Origin of the sequence: Ferrovibrio sp., assembly GCF_036381655.1 — a bacterium.
Taxonomy (GTDB): domain Bacteria; phylum Pseudomonadota; class Alphaproteobacteria; order Ferrovibrionales; family Ferrovibrionaceae; genus Ferrovibrio.
The window spans coordinates 1-17,006 of record NZ_DASVCJ010000061.1 but is presented as its reverse complement, the minus strand read 5'-3'; the positions used below and the strand labels follow the sequence as shown (position 1 = coordinate 17,006).

20 protein-coding genes are annotated in these 17,006 nt (G+C 65.1%); 16 read left to right on the top strand and 4 right to left on the bottom strand.

The genetic code is table 11. The features are described from left to right. Positions 1–8: 8 nt before the first annotated feature. The 15 genes from VF194_RS12845 to VF194_RS12775 all read left to right on the top strand — a co-directional run bounded on the left by VF194_RS12845 (position 9) and on the right by VF194_RS12775 (position 13,094). On the top strand, positions 9–1,367 hold the full coding sequence (locus VF194_RS12845) for a phenylacetate--CoA ligase family protein (RefSeq protein ID WP_414656100.1): 1,359 nt from the start codon (positions 9–11) through the stop codon (positions 1,365–1,367). Positions 1,368–1,425: 58 nt separating this feature from the next. Then, entirely contained in the window at positions 1,426–2,058 is a 633-nt protein-coding gene (gene ccmA / locus VF194_RS12840; protein WP_330891572.1) for a heme ABC exporter ATP-binding protein CcmA, read from the top strand. Next, positions 2,055–2,720, top strand: coding sequence for a heme exporter protein CcmB (ccmB, locus tag VF194_RS12835; RefSeq protein WP_330891571.1), 666 nt, complete (start codon positions 2,055–2,057; stop codon positions 2,718–2,720). Before ccmA ends, ccmB begins: the two co-directional genes overlap by 4 nt. Positions 2,721–2,742: 22 nt before the next feature. After that, positions 2,743–3,474 (top strand): heme ABC transporter permease, encoded by a 732-nt coding sequence (locus tag VF194_RS12830; protein ID WP_330891570.1) that lies wholly within the window; start codon positions 2,743–2,745, stop codon positions 3,472–3,474. 74 nt (positions 3,475–3,548) lie between these two features. Further along, a complete protein-coding gene (gene ccmD / locus VF194_RS12825; RefSeq protein ID WP_330891569.1) occupies positions 3,549–3,728 on the top strand; it encodes a heme exporter protein CcmD in 180 nt (59 codons plus the stop codon). Beyond that, a complete protein-coding gene (gene ccmE / locus VF194_RS12820; RefSeq protein ID WP_330891568.1) occupies positions 3,718–4,182 on the top strand; it encodes a cytochrome c maturation protein CcmE in 465 nt (154 codons plus the stop codon). The genes ccmD and ccmE overlap by 11 nt, the downstream gene beginning before the upstream one ends. A 21-nt stretch (positions 4,183–4,203) precedes the next feature. After that, positions 4,204–6,183 (top strand): heme lyase CcmF/NrfE family subunit, encoded by a 1,980-nt coding sequence (locus tag VF194_RS12815; protein ID WP_330891567.1) that lies wholly within the window; start codon positions 4,204–4,206, stop codon positions 6,181–6,183. 4 nt (positions 6,184–6,187) lie between these two features. After that, positions 6,188–6,742: a DsbE family thiol:disulfide interchange protein gene (locus VF194_RS12810; protein ID WP_330891566.1), complete on the top strand. Its 555-nt coding sequence runs from the start codon at positions 6,188–6,190 to the stop codon at positions 6,740–6,742. Continuing rightward, positions 6,736–7,227 (top strand): cytochrome c-type biogenesis protein, encoded by a 492-nt coding sequence (locus tag VF194_RS12805; protein ID WP_330891565.1) that lies wholly within the window; start codon positions 6,736–6,738, stop codon positions 7,225–7,227. Before VF194_RS12810 ends, VF194_RS12805 begins: the two co-directional genes overlap by 7 nt. Further along, positions 7,227–8,633: a c-type cytochrome biogenesis protein CcmI gene (gene ccmI / locus VF194_RS12800; protein ID WP_330891564.1), complete on the top strand. Its 1,407-nt coding sequence runs from the start codon at positions 7,227–7,229 to the stop codon at positions 8,631–8,633. The genes VF194_RS12805 and ccmI overlap by 1 nt, the downstream gene beginning before the upstream one ends. Before the next feature lie 121 nt (positions 8,634–8,754). After that, positions 8,755–9,039, top strand: a complete 285-nt coding sequence (locus VF194_RS12795) for a hypothetical protein (protein WP_330891563.1) — start codon at positions 8,755–8,757, stop codon at positions 9,037–9,039. A 117-nt stretch (positions 9,040–9,156) separates the two neighbouring features. Next, positions 9,157–10,203, top strand: a complete 1,047-nt coding sequence (locus tag VF194_RS12790) for an ABC transporter substrate-binding protein (RefSeq protein ID WP_330891562.1) — start codon at positions 9,157–9,159, stop codon at positions 10,201–10,203. Positions 10,204–10,215: 12 nt separating this feature from the next. Next, on the top strand, positions 10,216–10,989 hold the full coding sequence (locus VF194_RS12785) for an ABC transporter ATP-binding protein (RefSeq protein WP_330891561.1): 774 nt from the start codon (positions 10,216–10,218) through the stop codon (positions 10,987–10,989). Further along, positions 10,982–11,776, top strand: a complete 795-nt coding sequence (locus VF194_RS12780) for an ABC transporter permease (protein WP_330891560.1) — start codon at positions 10,982–10,984, stop codon at positions 11,774–11,776. Before VF194_RS12785 ends, VF194_RS12780 begins: the two co-directional genes overlap by 8 nt. Positions 11,777–11,783: 7 nt before the next feature. Next, entirely contained in the window at positions 11,784–13,094 is a 1,311-nt protein-coding gene (locus VF194_RS12775; RefSeq protein WP_330891559.1) for an FAD-dependent oxidoreductase, read from the top strand. On the opposite strand, the gene VF194_RS12770 is transcribed toward VF194_RS12775, so the two are convergent. Next, positions 13,091–13,570, bottom strand: a complete 480-nt coding sequence (locus VF194_RS12770) for a MarR family transcriptional regulator (RefSeq protein ID WP_330891558.1) — start codon at positions 13,568–13,570, stop codon at positions 13,091–13,093. The two genes, VF194_RS12775 and VF194_RS12770, sit on opposite strands and share 4 nt — an antisense overlap. Positions 13,571–13,765: 195 nt before the next feature. Between VF194_RS12770 and VF194_RS12765 the strand changes: the two genes are divergently transcribed. Next, positions 13,766–14,302: an NUDIX hydrolase gene (locus VF194_RS12765; RefSeq protein ID WP_330891557.1), complete on the top strand. Its 537-nt coding sequence runs from the start codon at positions 13,766–13,768 to the stop codon at positions 14,300–14,302. Here VF194_RS12765 and ftsY read toward each other — a convergent pair. From ftsY to dapF, 3 genes are all read right to left on the bottom strand, one after another. Then, positions 14,299–15,243, bottom strand: a complete 945-nt coding sequence (gene ftsY / locus VF194_RS12760; protein WP_330891556.1) for a signal recognition particle-docking protein FtsY — start codon at positions 15,241–15,243, stop codon at positions 14,299–14,301. The genes VF194_RS12765 and ftsY overlap by 4 nt on opposite strands. After that, positions 15,240–16,511, bottom strand: coding sequence for a tRNA (N(6)-L-threonylcarbamoyladenosine(37)-C(2))-methylthiotransferase MtaB (mtaB, locus tag VF194_RS12755; RefSeq protein WP_330891555.1), 1,272 nt, complete (start codon positions 16,509–16,511; stop codon positions 15,240–15,242). The genes ftsY and mtaB overlap by 4 nt, the downstream gene beginning before the upstream one ends. Next, the coding region (gene dapF, locus VF194_RS12750; RefSeq protein WP_330891554.1) for a diaminopimelate epimerase at positions 16,511–17,006 on the bottom strand (496 nt) is incomplete at its 5' end. The genes dapF and mtaB, both read right to left, overlap by 1 nt.

Sequence of the window (17,006 nt, the reverse complement as noted above, 5' to 3'; positions counted from 1 at the left end):
GGAAGACCGTGGCGCGCAGAGCGAAGAGCAAAACCCGTAGCGTCGGCGTGAAGAACGGCAAGGCGGCGCCAGCCAGGCGGGCCGTAAGGGTGAAGGCGAGGCCGGACGAATATTTCGATTCACGCGAGACCCGCCGCCCGGCTTCGCGTCAGCGGGCGCAGATCGCCGCCCTCCAGGCCCTGGTCGCGCATGCCAAGAAGGCGAGTCCCTATTATCGTGAAATCCTGAAGGCCGTGCGGCCGGCTTCGCTGACCTCGCTCGAAGCCCTGGCGAAGCTGCCGGTGACGCGCAAATCCGATCTCGCGCCGCGCCAGAAGGCGAGGCCGCCGCTCGGCGGCCTGGAGGCGGCCAAGGCGACCGAGATTGCCAACTATTTCCAGTCGCCCGGCCCGATGTATGAGGCCTATGCGCGGCCGAATGCCAAGATGAAGGATCCCTGGCGCTTTGCCCGTGCCCTCTGGGCGGCCGGCTGCCGTCCCGGCGATCTGGTGCATAATACCTTTTCATATCATCTGACGCCGGCGGGACGGATGACCGAGGGGTCGGCGCAGGCCATCGGCTGTCCGGTCTTTCCGGCCGGTATCGGCAATACGGAACTGCAGCTCGACGCCATCGCTCAATTGAAACCGCGCTTTTATTGCGGCACGCCATCATTTCTGAAGATATTGCTGGAGAAAGGCCGCGAACTCGGCAAGGAAACCGGCTCGCTGAAGAAGGGCCTGGTTGGCGCCGAAGCGCTGCCGCCCAGCCTGCGGGCGGAACTCAAATCCTATGGCGCCGATGTGCTGCAATCCTACGGCACGGCCGAGCTAGGGCTGATCGCCTATGAATCCTCGGCCATCGAAGGCATGATCCTGGATGAGGATGTCATCGTCGAGATCGTGCGGCCCGGTACCGGCGATCCGGTTCCGCCGGGCGATGTCGGCGAGGTGGTCGTCACCGTGCTCGGCAACCCGGCCTATCCGATGATCCGTTTCGCCACCGGCGACCTCTCCGCCATTCTCCCCGGCATGAGCCCCTGCGGCCGCACCAACACCCGGATCAAGGGCTGGATGGGCCGCGCCGACCAGACCACCAAGGTCAAGGGCATGTTCGTCACCCCCGGGCAGATCGCCCAGGTGACGGCGCGCCATCCGGAGATCGTCAAGGCGCGGCTGGAGGTCACGTCCGAGAACAATCTCGATGCCATGACGCTCAAGATCGAGGTCGGGCAGCATGTTTCGGTTTCCGATGCGGCGCAGCTGGCCAAGGCGGTGGCGGAAACCCTGCAATCGGTTTGCAAGCTGCGCGGCCATGTCGAGGTCGTCTCGGCCGGCAGCATGCCCAACGATGGCAAGGTGATCGCCGATCTGCGGACATATCGGTGAGGCGGTAGCGTTCCGCGCCTATCGCTAAGGCCCTGGAATCGCTACACTCCGCGGCGTCATGGTCTTGGCCGTCGAGAAGCTCGCCTGCATCCGCGGCGAGCGTCAGCTGTTTCAGGATGTCAGTTTCCGTCTCGCCGCCGGCGAGGCGCTGTTGCTGCACGGCCCGAATGGCAGCGGCAAGTCGAGCCTGTTGCGGATGCTGGCCGGTTTCTTGAAGCCGGCGGCCGGACGCATTGCCTGGGACAGTACAGCCATTGGCGACGACGTCGAGGCGCATCGTTCGCGCCTGCATTACCTCGGCCATCAGGATGCCGTGAAGCCGCAGCTATCCGCCGAGGATCATTTGATCTTCTGGGCGAGGCTGTTCGGCCATTCGGCGCCGGAAGCAGCAACCCAGACCGCTGCCGCTTTGGAATCCTGCGGTCTGCAGCGCCAGCGGCGCCTGCCGGGGCGCTATTTGTCCGCCGGACAGAAGCGGCGGCTGGCGTTGGCGCGGCTGCTGATTTCGCCGGCGCCGCTCTGGCTGCTCGACGAGCCGACCAATGCGCTGGATACCGCGGCCGTGGCCTGGCTCGGCGAGACGCTGGCGCGGCATCGTGACGGCGGCGGCATGGTTATCCTGGCGAGCCATGTGGCCGTGCCGCTGCCCGGCAGCCGCCGCCTCGAACTGCCGGCGGGGCGCCTGTCATGAGGGCATTTTTTGCCATCGTGCTGCGCGATTTGCGCCTGGGCTTCGGCGCCCAGGGCGCCATGCTCACGACGTTGCTGTTTTTCGTGCTGGCGGTCAGCCTGTTTCCGCTCGGTGTCGGCCCCGAGCCGCAGATTCTGGCCCGCATCGCCTCGGGTGTGATCTGGGTGGCGGCTTTGCTGGCCGCCATGCTGTCGCTGGACCGGTTGTTCCTGGCCGATCAGGAAGACGGCACGCTGGACCTGCTGGCGCAGGCGCCCTTGCCGCTCGGACTGATCGCCCTGGCCAAGACGCTTGCGCATTGGCTCACCACCGGTTTGCCGCTGGCCGTCATGGCGCCGCTGCTGGCCGTGCTGATGCAAATGGATACCGCCGCCATCCCGGCGCTGCTGCTGGCGCTTCTGTTGGGGACGCCATCCTTGAGCCTGATCGGCGCCATCGGCGCGGCCTTGACCTTGGGCACCCGGCGCGGTGCCGTTCTGGTGCCGCTGATCACGCTGCCGCTGGTCATCCCGGTCCTGATTTTCGGCGTCGGCGCCGTGGATGCCGCCGCCTATGGCCTGACGCCGCAGCCGCATTTGCTGCTTCTCGGCGCTTTTCTCGCCGGCAGTCTGGCGCTCAGCCCTTTTGCCATAGCCGGCGCCATCAAGCTGGCCTTGGAATAGCCCTCGCCCTATAAACGCCTGCATGCATGCCCTTGCCAACCCCGCCCGCTTTCTGCGCCTGATGGCTGCCATCCGGCCCTACGCGGCCGCACTCGCCATCCTCGGCCTGGGCATTGGATTGGGCTGGGGACTGCTCTTCTCGCCGCCGGATTACCAGCAGGGTGAGACGGTGCGAATCATGTATCTGCATGTTCCGTCCGCCTGGATGGGGATGTCGACCTACGGGATCATGGCCCTGGCTTCGGCGGCGGCGCTGATCTGGCGTCACCCCGTCGCCGAACTGGTCGCCAAAGCCTCCGCCCCGATCGGGGCGATGTTCACATTATTGTGTCTGGTCACCGGCTCGCTTTGGGGCAAGCCGATGTGGGGCACCTGGTGGGTCTGGGATGCCCGGCTCACCTCGATGCTGATCCTGTTCTTCCTGTATCTGGGCTACATCGCCCTGTGGGAAGCCTTCGACGACCCGTCGCGGGCCGGCCGCGCCGCCGCCATCCTTGCGCTGGTCGGCGTGATCAACCTGCCGATCATCAAATTCTCTGTCGATTGGTGGAATACGCTGCATCAGCCGGCCAGCGTGATGACCCTGGCCGGGCCGAAGATCGATCCTTCCATCCTGTGGCCGCTGCTGGTCACTGCGCTTGGCGCCGAGGGCTACTACATCTGGGTGCTCAGCCTGCGCGTTAAAGCGGAAATCCTGAACCGGCAGGCCCGTATCCTGCGCTTCAGTGCCGCGACGGATCGCCGCGCCGGCTAGCAGGGCGAGGCAGAAGGCTCTATTTTCTCTCCGCTTGGCCCATAGAGGTCAGAGGAACCAAGGGGTTAATCGAAGTGCACTGGTCTTCGCTGGGCGATTTCCTGGCTATGGGTGGATATGCCGGCTACATCTGGCCGTCCTTTGCCTTGGCGCTGGTGTTGCTGGTCGGGCTGTGGCTGCAAAGCTATGCCGGCATGAAAGCGGCGGAGCGCGAACATGCCGAGGCCCGCCATGAGGCCGGCCGTGACGCGTAAGCAGAAGCGGCTGCTCGCCGTTCTCGGGCTGGTCGGCGGGCTGGGCATTGCCGCTGCCCTGGTGCTGACGGCTTTCAGCGACAATCTGGTCTTCTTCCATAGTCCATCCGATGTCGTCGAGCAGCATATCGCCGCCGGGAAGCATTTCCGCATCGGCGGTCTGGTGCGCGAAGGCAGCGTGAAGAAGGATGGCCTGACCACGGATTTCATCATTACCGATCTGCGTCATGACGTGCCGGTGCGCTATACCGGGATGCTGCCGGACCTGTTCCGCGAGGGGCAGGGCGTCGTCGCCAACGGCAAGCTGGATGATCAGGGCCGTTTCGTGGCGACCGAGGTTCTGGCCAAGCATGATGAAAAATACATGCCGCCGGAAGTCGCCGAGGCATTGAAGAAGTCGGGCCAGTGGCATGAAGGTCCCGGCGATCACCTCAAACTCAAACCCGGCTCATAGCAGCCGGCGATAGGCGGGCCCATGATCGCTGAACTCGGCCATATCGCGCTGATCCTCGCGCTCACGTTGGCGCTGGTGCAGGGCATTCTGCCGATGATCGGCGCGGCACGCGGGATCGGCAATTGGATTGCCCTGGCGCCGCCGGCCGCCCTGGGCCAGGCCGTGCTGGTCGCCTTCGCCTTCGGCTGCCTGATGTATGCCCACGTGACCTCGGATTTCTCGGTACTCAACGTCGCGGAGAATTCCAACACGCTGAAGCCGATGCTGTATAAAATCACCGGCGTCTGGGGCAATCACGAAGGCTCGCTGATGCTCTGGATCTTCATCCTCGCCATCTTCGGCGCGGCAATGGCGATCTTCAGCCGCAATCTGCCGGCGACCTTGCGGGCGCGGGTGCTTTCGGTGCAGGGGCTGATCGGCGTCGGCTTCATCGCCTTTATCCTGTTCACCTCGAATCCGTTCGCCCGCGTGCTGCCGCCCCCGATGGAGGGCCGCGGCCTCAATCCTCTTCTGCAGGACCCCGGTTTGGCGTTTCATCCGCCATTCCTGTATCTCGGCTATGTCGGCTTTTCGGTTGCCTTCGCCTTTGCGGTGGCGGCGCTGATCGAAGGCCGCGTCGATTCCGCCTGGGCGCGCTGGGTGCGGCCCTGGACGCTTGCTGCATGGTGTTTCCTGACCATCGGCATCGCCCTCGGCTCCTGGTGGGCCTATTACGAACTCGGCTGGGGTGGCTGGTGGTACTGGGATCCGGTCGAGAATGCGTCCTTCATGCCCTGGCTTGCCGGCACGGCGCTGCTGCATTCCGCCATCGTGGTCGAGAAACGCGACACGCTGAAAAGCTGGACCATCCTACTGGCGATTCTCACCTTCTCGCTCAGCCTGTTGGGCACCTTCCTGGTCCGTTCAGGCGTGATCAATTCGGTGCATGCCTTTGCCACCGACCCGACCCGCGGCGTCTTCATCCTGATTTTCCTCTCCATCGTGGTCGGCGGCAGCCTGACGCTCTATGCCGTCCGCGCGCCGGCGCTGCAGGCGGTCGGTGTCTTCGCGCCGATCAGTCGCGAGGGCGCGCTGCTGCTGAACAATCTGCTGTTGACGGTGGCTGCCGCGGCAGTTCTGCTGGGCACGCTTTATCCGATGGCGCTGGATGCTTTGACGGGCGATAAGGTCTCCGTCGGTCCCCAGTATTTCAACACCATCTTCATCCCGCTGATGGCGCCATTGCTGGCGGCGGTTGCGATTGGTCCGATGCTGGCCTGGAAGCGCGGCGATCTTGCTGCCGCCCTGCGCCAGCTCGTTCCGGCCGCCATCGCCGTCGCCGTGGCTTTCGCCATCGGGCTACTGCTGCTGGACGGCCGCAGCTTTATGACGCTGCTCGGACTCGGGCTGGCGGCATGGCTTGCCATCGGCACGCTTTGCGAATGGGCGCTGCGGGTGAAACTGTTTGCGGCCCCGGCGGCCGAAACGCTGCGTCGCGCCAAGGGCCTGCCGCGCTCGGCCTGGGGGATGACCGTGGCGCATCTCGGTGTTGCCGTCGTTGTGCTCGGCATTACGGTATCGCAGACCTGGCAGGTTGAAGTGCAGCAGGTGATGAAGCCCGGCGATGTCGCCAAGGTCGGCCCGGTGGAGTACCGCTTTCTCGACGTTTCTCCGGTGAAAGGCCCGAACTATACCGCGCGGCAGGGACGTTTCGAGGTTCTGCGCGACGGCGAGGTGATCCGCGAGATGTTTCCGGCACAGCGCCGCTATCAGCAGCCGCCGATGGAAACCACCGAGGCTGCGATCCGGCCGTCCCCGATTGCCGACCTCTACGCCGTGATCGGCGAGGGCGATGCCGATCGCGGCTGGGCGGTGCGTCTCTACTGGAAGCCCATGGTATCTCTGATCTGGCTGGGCGCGCTCATCATGGCCTTCGGCGGCTTCCTGTCGCTGAGCGACCGCCGCTACCGTGTCGGGGCGCCGGCCCGCAAACGCGTAACCGCCGCCGCCGCTGCCGAGTAACAGCATGCGCCTGACTTATCTCATTCCCCTGCTTCTGTTCGTGCTGATCGGCATCGGTCTGGCTGTGGGCCTGACGCTGAAGCCGCGCGAAATTCCGTCCGCCCTGATCGGCAAGCCGGTGCCGGAGTTTCAGCTTCCACCGATCCAGGGGCATGAGAAGGGGCTGGCCACTACGGATCTGAAGCAGGGCGCCCCGAGCGTGGTGAATGTCTTCGCATCCTGGTGCGTCCCCTGCAGAGTCGAGCATCCGTTGTTCATGGCGCTGCGCCGCGACGGGCTCGCGCCGATCTATGCCATCAACTACAAGGACAAGCCGGCAGACGTGGCGAAATGGCTGGATCAGCTCGGTGACCCATTCACGCAGATCGGCGCCGATCTGGATGGCCGCGTCAGCATCGACTGGGGCGTCTATGGCGTGCCGGAGACCTTCATTATCGACGGCCAAGGGCGGATTGCCTGCAAGCATGTCGGCCCGCTGACCGACTGGGATCTCGACAACAAGATCAGGCCGCTGTTGCGGGATCTGAAGGCGGGGCGCAAAAGCGACGTGAAATGCTGAAGCGGTTGGGTTTCGTTTTTCTATTGCTGGCAGCATGGCCGGCCTTTGCGCAGCATCTGGATGAAACGCTCCCCGATCCTGCACAGGAACAGCGGGCGCATGAGATTTCGCGCGAGCTGCGCTGTCTGGTCTGCCAGAACCAGTCGATCGAGGATTCCAACGCACCGCTGGCACGCGATCTGCGCCGTATCGTGCGCGAACGCATCGCCGCCGGCGACAGCGATCAGGCGGTGAAGGATTATCTGGTCGCGCGCTATGGCGAATGGGTTCTGCTCAAGCCGTCGTTCAACCGCGAGAACCTGCTGTTATGGCTCGGCCCGGCGCTGTTTCTGCTGATTGGCGCGCTGGTGGTCTTCGCCGTCTTGCGGCGCCAGCGCGCCGCCGCAAAAGCCGCTGCGGCCGCACCGTTGACCGAGGCCGAGGCGAAACGCCTGCAGGCGCTGCTCAATGAGCAGGGGATCGGCGAGCAGGGAGAAGGCCGCTGATGTTGTGGCTCGGCTTTGCGCTCCTGGCCGCGGTGGCGCTCGGATTTCTGCTTTGGCCGTTGCTGCGCCAGCAGCACGATGCGAACGACCGCCGGACCCATGACCTGGCCGTCTATCGCACACAGCTCAAGGAAGTCGAACAGGATCTGGCGCGCGGCGCCCTGCAGCCGGCGGAGGCGGAGGCGGCCAGACTGGAAATCCAGCGCCGGCTGCTGCGGGCGGACGCCGCCGATACCGCGGACTCTTCGGCACAGGGACCCGGTTCCAGTGTAAGGGCGGCTAGCCTTGTGGCGCTGATCCTGGTGCCGCTCGTCGCCGGCGGGCTCTATCTCGCCTTGGGGCGGCCCGAGGCAGTCGATTTCAATGCGAAATTCGCTCGCGCCCAGGCCGAGCAGGAAGCCCGCCAGCGCCAGCAGATCGAGAAAATGGTGGCCCAGCTCCAGACGAAGCTAAAAGCCGATCCCAGCCATCCGGAAGGCTGGCTGCTGCTCGGCCGCTCGTTGCTGGGATTGGAGCGGCCGGCCGACGCCGCCAAGGCCTTCGGCCATGCCGTTGACCTGCAGCCCGACAATGCCGACGCGCTGGCGCTGCGGGGTGAGGCGCTGACCTTGGCTGCGGATGGTTCGGTGACGCAGGAGGCGCAGAAGGATTTCCGCGCCGCGCTCGAACATGACCCGCGCCATCCCGGCGCCCGGTATTATCTCGGCCTGCTGCGTCTGCAGGAAGGCGATACCCGCGGCGCCTATGACGACTGGTATGCGCTGGCGGCCGATGCGCCGGCCGATGCCGGCTGGCTGGAGCTTGTGCATGATCGTCTGCGCGAACTGGCCCCGCGGTTGAATATTCCGCTTGCGCAGGCCGTGCCGCAGCCGAAGCCAGCGCAGAACGCCGCAGGTCAGGCGCCTGAGGGGCCGGGCCCGAGCCGGGAGCAGATGGAAGCGGCCCGGCAGATGTCGCCGGATGAACGTTCGGCAATGATCCGCGGCATGGTGGACCGGCTCGCCGAGCGGCTGAAACAGAACCCGGACGATGCCGATGGCTGGCAGCGGCTGGCCCGGGCCCGCGAGGTTCTGGGCGACACGGATGGCGCACGCGACGCCCTGCGTCAGGTGGTGCGGCTGCGACCGGACCAGGCCGAGGCGCATCTCGCGCTCGCCTTCGACCTGGCTGGCGCGACCGTCAAGAGTCGCGATCCGCTGCCGGAGGAGGCCGTGGCCGAATTCCGCAAGGTTCTGGACATTCAGCCCGAGCATGCCCAGGCGCTGTGGTTCGTCGGCCGCGCCGCATACGAGGCCGGCGACAAGGCCGCGGCGGCAACGCATTGGAAGAAGCTGCTCGCTCTGCTGCCGCCCGGCTCGCCGGAAGCGAAGGCGCTGTCGGAGCGGATTGCCAGCCTGTCCCATTGATCGAGTCGATTGATCCGGCATTGAAAACCGACAACATGGGGTTGCTGTTAACGCCTGTTTAAGGGGCGGCAGGGCGTAATCGGCCCGGGGTTATTCAGGGCCGTTCGGCCAGGGTTGAGGCATGGCAATCGCACCAAGCAATAATCTTCTATCGGCGCTGTCGCAGTTGCAGAGCCGTCCTTCGGTCCAGCCGCCGCGTCCGGCCGCTGCGGGCACGGCGCAGGGCGCATCGGCGACAGCGAATACCGGCCGGGTGCAGAGCAGTTTCGCCGCCCAGCTTTCGGGGCAGCCAATTCAGACCGCCAGCAGTGCGAATGCCACCGCGCCGGCGGCGCAGCCGGTCAATCAGCCGCCATTGCCGGTCCGTGGCGGCTATCTGGGGCGTCACGTCAATATCGTCGTCTGATTTGGCGGCCGATTTTCCTGCAGTTTGATTTCCCCGGCAGTTCGTGTTGACCTGATTTGGCGCGGCATCTAGCCTACCGCGCGCAATAATCTCTATACGAACTATCGGGGAGACGTCATGTTGAAGCGCCGTTTGTTTGTGGCCGGCATTGCCACCGCTGCCACTTTTGCCCTGTTGCCGACGCTGGCGGCTCCGGCTCTGGCCAAGGACAGGGCGGTGATCGCCGCGCTGCCCTTCATTTCCACTGCGCCGGTTTTCATCGCCAAGGAACGCGGCTATTTCGATGCCGAGGGCATCGACCTGGACATCAAGACGTTCAACGCCGCCCAGGCGGTGGCCGTGGCGGTCGCCTCCGGCGATGCCGATTTCGGCGTCACGGCCTTTACCGGCGGCTTCTTCAATCTGGCCGGCAAGGGCGCCTTGAAGGTGATCGCCGCCCAAAGCCGCGAAGAGCCGGGCTACAAATTCGTCGCCTATATCGCCTCGAAGAAAGCCTATGACGCCGGCTTCAGGTCGCCGAAGGATTTCCCGGGCAAGACAGTTGCGATCACCACCGTCGGCTCCAGCTTCCATTACAATCTCGGCATGCTGGCCGACAAATACGGCTTCAAGCTGGACCAGGTGACCATGAAGCCGGTGCAGTCGGTGCCGAACATGATGGCGGCGCTGTCCGGCGGTCAGGTGGATGCCACGATCCTGCCGGCCAACAACGCGCTGAAGCTGGAACATGAGGGCACCGGCAAGATCATCGGTTGGGTTTCCGATTACACTCCCTGGCAGCTCGGCGCGCTGTTCACCTCGACAAAGAACGTCAAGGACAAGCGCCCGATGGTCGAGCGTTTCGTCAAGGCCTATCAGAAAGGCCTGGCCGATTATGCCGCCGCTTTCCTGGCCAAGGATTCGGAAGGCAACCGCATGGCGGGCGAGAAGGCCCTGGCGGCGATGCCGGCTTTGGAGAAATGGGTCAAGCCGACACCGACCCTGGATGTCGTGAAGATCGGGGCCAATTACATGGATCCGCAGGGCCGGCTTGATGTGAAGAACATCTATGAACAGCTCGCCTGGTATCAGGAACAGGGGCTGGTCGACAAATCGGTCAAGGCCGAGGACTTTCTCGACCTGAGCTTTGTCAAAGGCCATTTCGGCGTACCGAAGAAGAAGTAAGAGACGCGCTTCATGCAGCTCGTACTGGAGGAGGTCGGTTACGCCTATGGCGATCTGCCGGTCCTCGACAAGATCAGCTTTTCCGTGGCCGAAGGTGAAACCGCGGCGCTGATCGGCCCCTCCGGCTGCGGCAAGTCGACCCTGCTCAACCTGGTTGGCGGCCTGCTGCAACAGCAACGAGGCCGCATTGCCAGCCACGGCGCGCCGCCGCCGGGCTGCCTGAACCCTTTCACCTTCGTTTTTCAGGATTTCGCTTTGCTGCCCTGGCGCAGCGTGGCCGGTAACGTCGCGCTGGCGCTGGAGCATCACCGCTTGAGCCGGGCCGAGCGCGACGGGCGCGTGGCCGAGGTGCTGAAGCTTTGCGGCCTGGCCGATTTCGCCGATGCATTGCCGAAGCAGCTTTCCGGCGGCATGCGGCAGCGTGTTGGCATCGCCCGGGCGATTGCCGTCAAGCCTGCCGTGCTGCTGATGGACGAACCGTTATCGGCATTGGACGCACAGACCCGCGAATTGCTGATGGAGGATCTGGTCAGCATCTGGGGGCGCGAGCGGACCACGACGCTGTATGTTACCCACAATCTTGCCGAAGCTGTGCGGCTTGCCGACCATGTCGTGGTGTTGTCGCGCCGGCCGGGCCGCCTCAAGAAGATCGTCGGGATCAATATTCCGGTCTCGGAGCGGTCGAAGCCGGAGCATGCCGCAGAGCTGCAGAATCTGCATGACGAGCTATGGACCTTGATCAAGGCCGAAGCGCAGGTCGCCGACCGGGAGATGCTGGATGTCTGATGCGCAACCCTTGACCGTCGCCTTCCGTGGCGGCGGTTTCGTCGTCGATATGCGGCGCTGGGCGCCGTGGCTGGCATTCGTCGTGATCATCGCCGGCTGGGAAGCTGCGTCCGATACCGGCCTGCTGCCAGCTTTGTTCATGCCGGCGCCGCATGAGGTGCTCAGCGCGCTTTATGCGCTGCTGGTCGACGGCAAGCTGTTCGTGCATATCGGAGCATCGCTGTGGCGCATCATCGGCGGCTGGCTGATCGGCTCGGCCGCCGGCCTGGCCGTCGGTTTCGCCATGGGCATCTTCGTGCTGGCCCGCTCCGTCGGCCTGCCGGTCGTCGCGGCCCTGTTTCCGATCCCGAAAATCGCCTTGCTGCCGCTTTTCATCCTCTGGTTCGGCATCGGCGAGCCGTCGAAAATCGCAACCATCGCCCTTGGCGTGTTCTTTCCGACCGTGGTCAGCACCTATTCGGCGGTGGACAGCGTGCCGCGCAATCTGATCCGCATGGCGCAGAGCTTCGGCCTGACCACGCGCATGATCGTTTTGAAAGTCATTCTGCCGGGCGCCATGCCGGGCATTCTGGCGGGCAGCCGCATCTCGGCCTCGATTGCATTGATCCTGGTCGTTGCCGCCGAAATGATCGGTGCCGATACCGGCATAGGCGCTTTCGTGCTCGCGGCGGGCAACCTGATGCAGACCGATCAGTTGATCGCCGGCGTGGTTCTGCTTTCGCTGCTGGGCCTGATGATCAGCTGGCTGATCAGCCGGGTCGAAAAGGCGCTGCTGCGCTGGCGGTGAGGCAGGGATGAGCGATTATCGGATACCAGCCACCCGCATTGTCCGCCGTCCCGAGAACGGCGGCACGCCGCGTCGGGTCGAGGCGGATATCGTGGTGCTGGGCGCCGGCATCAGCGGCGTCTCGGCGGCCTTGGAAGCGGCCAAGCTCGGTCGCAAGGTCGCACTGGTCGATGCCGGCATGCAACTCGGCGGACAATCGACCGGCTCGCTGCTCGGCACTTTCTGCGGCTTTTATTCGAACGGCCCACAGCCTTACCGTGTCGTCTACGGTATTGTCGACGACATGTTCGCGCATCTGAAGCGCGAAGGGGCTTTTCATGTCCGCCGCGGCCGCAACACCTTCATCCCGCTTTATCAGGAACAGGCTCTGGTGCGCTGGATCGAGCAGGCGGTCACGGCCGCCGGCATAAAGGTGGTGCTGGGTGCCAACCTGCTGGACGTGCAGCGTGATGGCGGCCGGATCGGCGGTCTGGCCTTGGCCACCCGCTTCGGTCTGGTCGATCTGCGCGGCACCGGCTTCATTGACGCTTCGGGCGATGCGGCTCTGACCTATGCCGCCGGCTTTGCCTGTCGCGAGCCGGAAGCGCCGATCATGGGCACGCTCATGTTCATCCTCGAAGGCTTCGATGAAGACGCGGCCCAGAAGCTCGACCGCTGGGCGGTGCAGAAGCGCTTGGGAGAGGCCGGCGGCCGCTACGGCCTGGTACGCCGCGACGGTTTCGTCTTCGCCTTTCCGGGCAAGGGACAGGCGACCGTCAACATGACCCATGTGGAAACCCCGCTCGACCCGCTCGGCTATGCCCGGGCGCAGGCCGAGGGCCGCGCGCAAGCCGACCGCGTCGTCGCCTTCCTGCGCGGCGAATACCCAGAGGTCTTCGGCCTGGCGCGGGTGCGGCAATATGGCTTGCTCGGCATCCGGCAGACGCGCTGGATCGTCGGGCGCCACAGCCTGGGGATCGACGAGGTGCGGCAGGGCATCCGGCCCGATGATGCCGTGGTGCGCTGCGCCTGGCCGGTCGAACTGCACGACCGCGCCGAGGACGTCCATTGGGAGGAATTCGGCGACGACCACATGCATTACGTGCCCTTCGGCAGCATGGTGCCGGAGCAGGCCGACAATCTGGTGGCGGCCGGCCGCTGCATCGACGGCGATCCCGCTGCCCTGAGCTCGGTGCGGGTCATGGGACCCTGCATCGCCATGGGCGCGGCGGCCGCCCAGGCGCTGGATCTCGCCGGGGCGGGCTCGGTTCGGCAGATCGATATCCGCGCCTTGCAGAAGCGGCTGGCCGACAACCTGGAACGTTGCGACCGCGATTAGCCGCGCGGCTCGAGCGTGTCGATGATCTGCCGCAGCAGCGCGATGAACTCCGCCCGCTTGGCCGGCGGGATCGGCGCCATGATCCGGTCCTGCGCCCGCATGACGCCCGGCATCGCCTGACGCAATTGGCCCTCTCCCTCGGACGTCAAAACCAATGCATTGGTTCGACGATCGGTCTCCGTGCGCTCGCGCACCAGCAGCCCGCGCTTGATCAGGCGGGCCACCATTTCGGCAACCGTCGAACGGTCGATGCCCGTCGAGCGCACAAGCTCGACCTGGCTGATGCCGGCCTGTTGATAGATTGCCAGCAAGAGCGCGAATTGACGCGGCGTCAGCCCATCGGCGCCGACCTCGTTGGTATAGAGATCGACGGCCAATTGCTGGCAGCGGCGCAGCAGGTGGCCCGGCGCGTCATGCAGATCAAATCCGGCAAGCGCGTCGACTGCAGCTTGCTGGGTGGTTGCGTCCCCCGACATGGAACCTCCCGGTCTTCATCTTCTGGGTTCTTGTTGTTCTTGTTACTCAAAACGCATGGCGGATTCGGTGTCCGCTTCTCAGTCCGCTGATAAGACGCCATTTCGCATGGGTTCGTCCATAGTTGGGGCATTTGCCCTTTGGCGAAAATGAACGATACCATGCCTGCGGTTATCGAAAGCAGCAGCCGAGGCGGCATGCAGAACCCGAAAAACTTCCCGTTTTCCAAAAAGATACCCGAAGGCGACAATCGCGAGCGGCTGGTCTGCGGCGATTGCGGCTGGATTCATTACGTCAACCCGAAAGTGGTTGTCGGCGCTGTCGTCGGCCATGGCGGGCGGTTGCTGCTGTGCCGGCGCGCCATCGAGCCGCGCCGCGGCTTCTGGACGATCCCGGCCGGCTATCTCGAGGAGCATGAGACGCCCGAGGCGGGGGCCAGCCGCGAGGCCCTGGAAGAGGCCTGCGCGGACATTGCCATCGACCAGCTGCTGGCGGTCTATAGCGTCCCTCGAATCAGCCAGGTGCAGCTGATCTACCGGGCGACCCTGGCGCGGCCTGACTTTGCGCCGGGGCCGGAATCGCTCGAGGTCCGGCTCTATGACTGGGACGAGATTCCCTGGGAAGAGCTGGCCTTTCCGTCTGTGCACTGGGCCTTGCGGCAATACCGGCAGGTTGCGGGCCGGACGGCGTTTCCAGCCTTCTCCAATCCACCCAGCGAGACCGGGGAATATTAGGAAGCTGTCTCCACCCCGGCGAGCGCGTTGCCGAAGGCGGCGGCCTTGAACGGTTGCAGGTCGGCGGCCTGCTCGCCGACACCGACGAAATGCACCGGCAGGCCGAATTTGTCGGCGATGGCGACCAGTACGCCGCCGCGCGCGGTGCCGTCCAGCTTGGTGATCACCAGACCGCTGACGGCACAAATCTCCTTGAAGGTCGCAACCTGATTGAGTGCGTTCTGGCCGGTGGTGGCATCCAGCACCAGCAGGACGTGATGCGGCGCATCCGGCATCTGCTTTTTCAGCACGCGCACGATCTTGGCCAACTCGCCCATCAGATCGGTCTTGTTCTGCAGCCGGCCGGCCGTGTCGATCAGCAATACGTCGGCGCCGGTCTCGCGCGCCTGCGTCAGGGCATCGAAAGCCAGCCCGGCCGCATCGGCGCCGGTCTCCCGCGCCAGGACCGGCGCGCCGACCCGTTCGCCCCAGATTTTCAGCTGCTCCACCGCCGCGGCGCGGAAAGTATCGCCCGCGGCCAGTACCACGTTGCGGCCCTGCTCGCGCAGGCGCGCGGCAATCTTGCCGATCGTGGTCGTCTTGCCGACGCCGTTGACGCCGACCACCAGAACGACTTGGGGCTTTTCGCCCTCCAGCGACAGCGGCTGTTCCGCCGGCTGGAGAATCTCGGCCAGTGAACTGGCCAGGGCGGTCTTGATCTCGTCCGCCGTGACATCCTTGTCGAAACGATCCTTGGCGATCGCCTTGACGATCTTTGCTGCCGTCGCCACGCCGAGATCGGCTTGGATCAAGGTTTCTTCCAGCTCGTCGAGTGCGGCCTGGTCAAGCTTGCGCTTGGTGAACAAGGCGGAGATAGAGCCGCCGAGCTGACTGGCGGAGCGGGAAAGCCCAGCCTTCAGGCGGCCGAACCAGCCGGGTTTCTTGTCGCCGCCTTCGCTCATGCTGCCTCCAACCAAAGTTTGCCGTCGCGTGCCGCCATAATGCGCGCGGTAATGATCGCGCCTTTCGGATGGGTTGGCGGCAGCACCACCGGCGCATAGGTTTCATCGCGGCCGACGCCATCCTGTTCCACCAGGATCCGCGCCTCGGCGCCGATGCGGCCGGCCAGGAAGCGATTCAGCGCTTGCGCCGCCTGGTCGCGCAAAATCGCTGCGCGCTGGCGGCAGGTTTCGACCGGCAATTGCGGCATGCGCGCCGCCGGCGTGCCGGGCCGCGGCGAATAGGGGAAGACGTGCAGGAAGGCCAGGCCGGCGTCATCGATCAGCGCAACGCTGTTTTTGAAGGCCGCCATGCTTTCGGTGGGAAAGCCGGCAATGATGTCGGCGCCCAGGGCGATGCCCGGCCGCAGCCGATGCAGGCGCTGCGCCGCCGTGAGGGCCTGATCCCGGCTATGGCGCCGCTTCATGCGCTTGAGGATCAAATCGTCGCCGGATTGCAGGCTGAGATGGGCATGCGGCATGACGCGCGGCTCGTCGCCATAGAGCCGGAACAGGTCTTCGTCGATCTCGGCCGGATCGAGCGAGGAGAAGCGTAGACGCTCGATCTGCGGAACCAAGGCCAGCAATCGCCGCGCCGCCTGCCCCAGGCTGGGGCGCCCTGGCAGATCGTGGCCGTAGGAGGTGATGTCGACGCCGGTCAGCACGAATTCGCGATAACCCCGGTCGGCGAGGCGGCGCGCCTGCTCGACCACCTGGCCGAGCGGCAGCGAACGACTCGGTCCGCGGCCATAGGGGATGATGCAGAAGGTGCAGCGGTGGTCGCACCCATTCTGCACCTGCACGAAGGCGCGCGCACGGCCCTCGATCGCGTCCACCATGTGCGAGGCGGTCTCGCGCACCTCCATAATGTCGTTGACGCGCACCTTCTCGAACCGGTTGACGCCGAAGTCTGGCAGAGCGCGGTAGCTGTGGGCCTTGAGCTTCTCCTCGTTGCCGAGAACGAGGTCTACCTCTTCCATCTCGCCGAAACTTTCCGGCTCGGTCTGCGCCGCGCAGCCGGTAACGATGATGCGTGCCTCGGGGTTCTCGCGGCGCGCCTTGCGGATGGCCTGACGCGCCTGACGCACGGCCTCCGCCGTCACGGCACAGGTATTGACTATCACAGCACCGCCCTCGAGCCCGTCAAGGCCCGCCGCGCCCGCCTCACGCCTGATGACCTCGGACTCGTAAGCATTGAGCCGGCATCCGAAGGTCACGATCTCCAGCGCCATCAAGCAGCCCCTTCGACTTCGCGTTCCCATGCGCCCGTTTCAGGGTCGAAGCGACCGGAGAATTCCCACTCCGCGGGTCCTGTCATGATCACGTGATCATCCTCGCGCCAGAGAATTTCCAGCGGCCCGCCCGGAACGCGCACCGTCACGCGTCGCGCCGTGCGACCGGTTCGAGACGCCGAGACGGCAGCCGCGCAAGCGGCGGAGCCGCATGCCAGGGTCAGTCCCGCTCCGCGCTCCCAGGTGCGAATGGTGAGATGCTCGGGCGAATCCACCCGGGCAAATGTAATATTGGCCCTTTCCGGAAAGATGGGGTGGTTCTCCAGCATCGGCCCGAATCGTTCCAGATCATAGGAATAGGGATCGTCCTCTACCCAGAATACGGCATGGGGGTTGCCCATGGAGGCCACCGAGGGCGAATGCAATACGGGATCGTCGATAGGCCCTACCTGCAACTCTATCATACGCGTATCGCGGAACTCCTCCGCAAGAGGA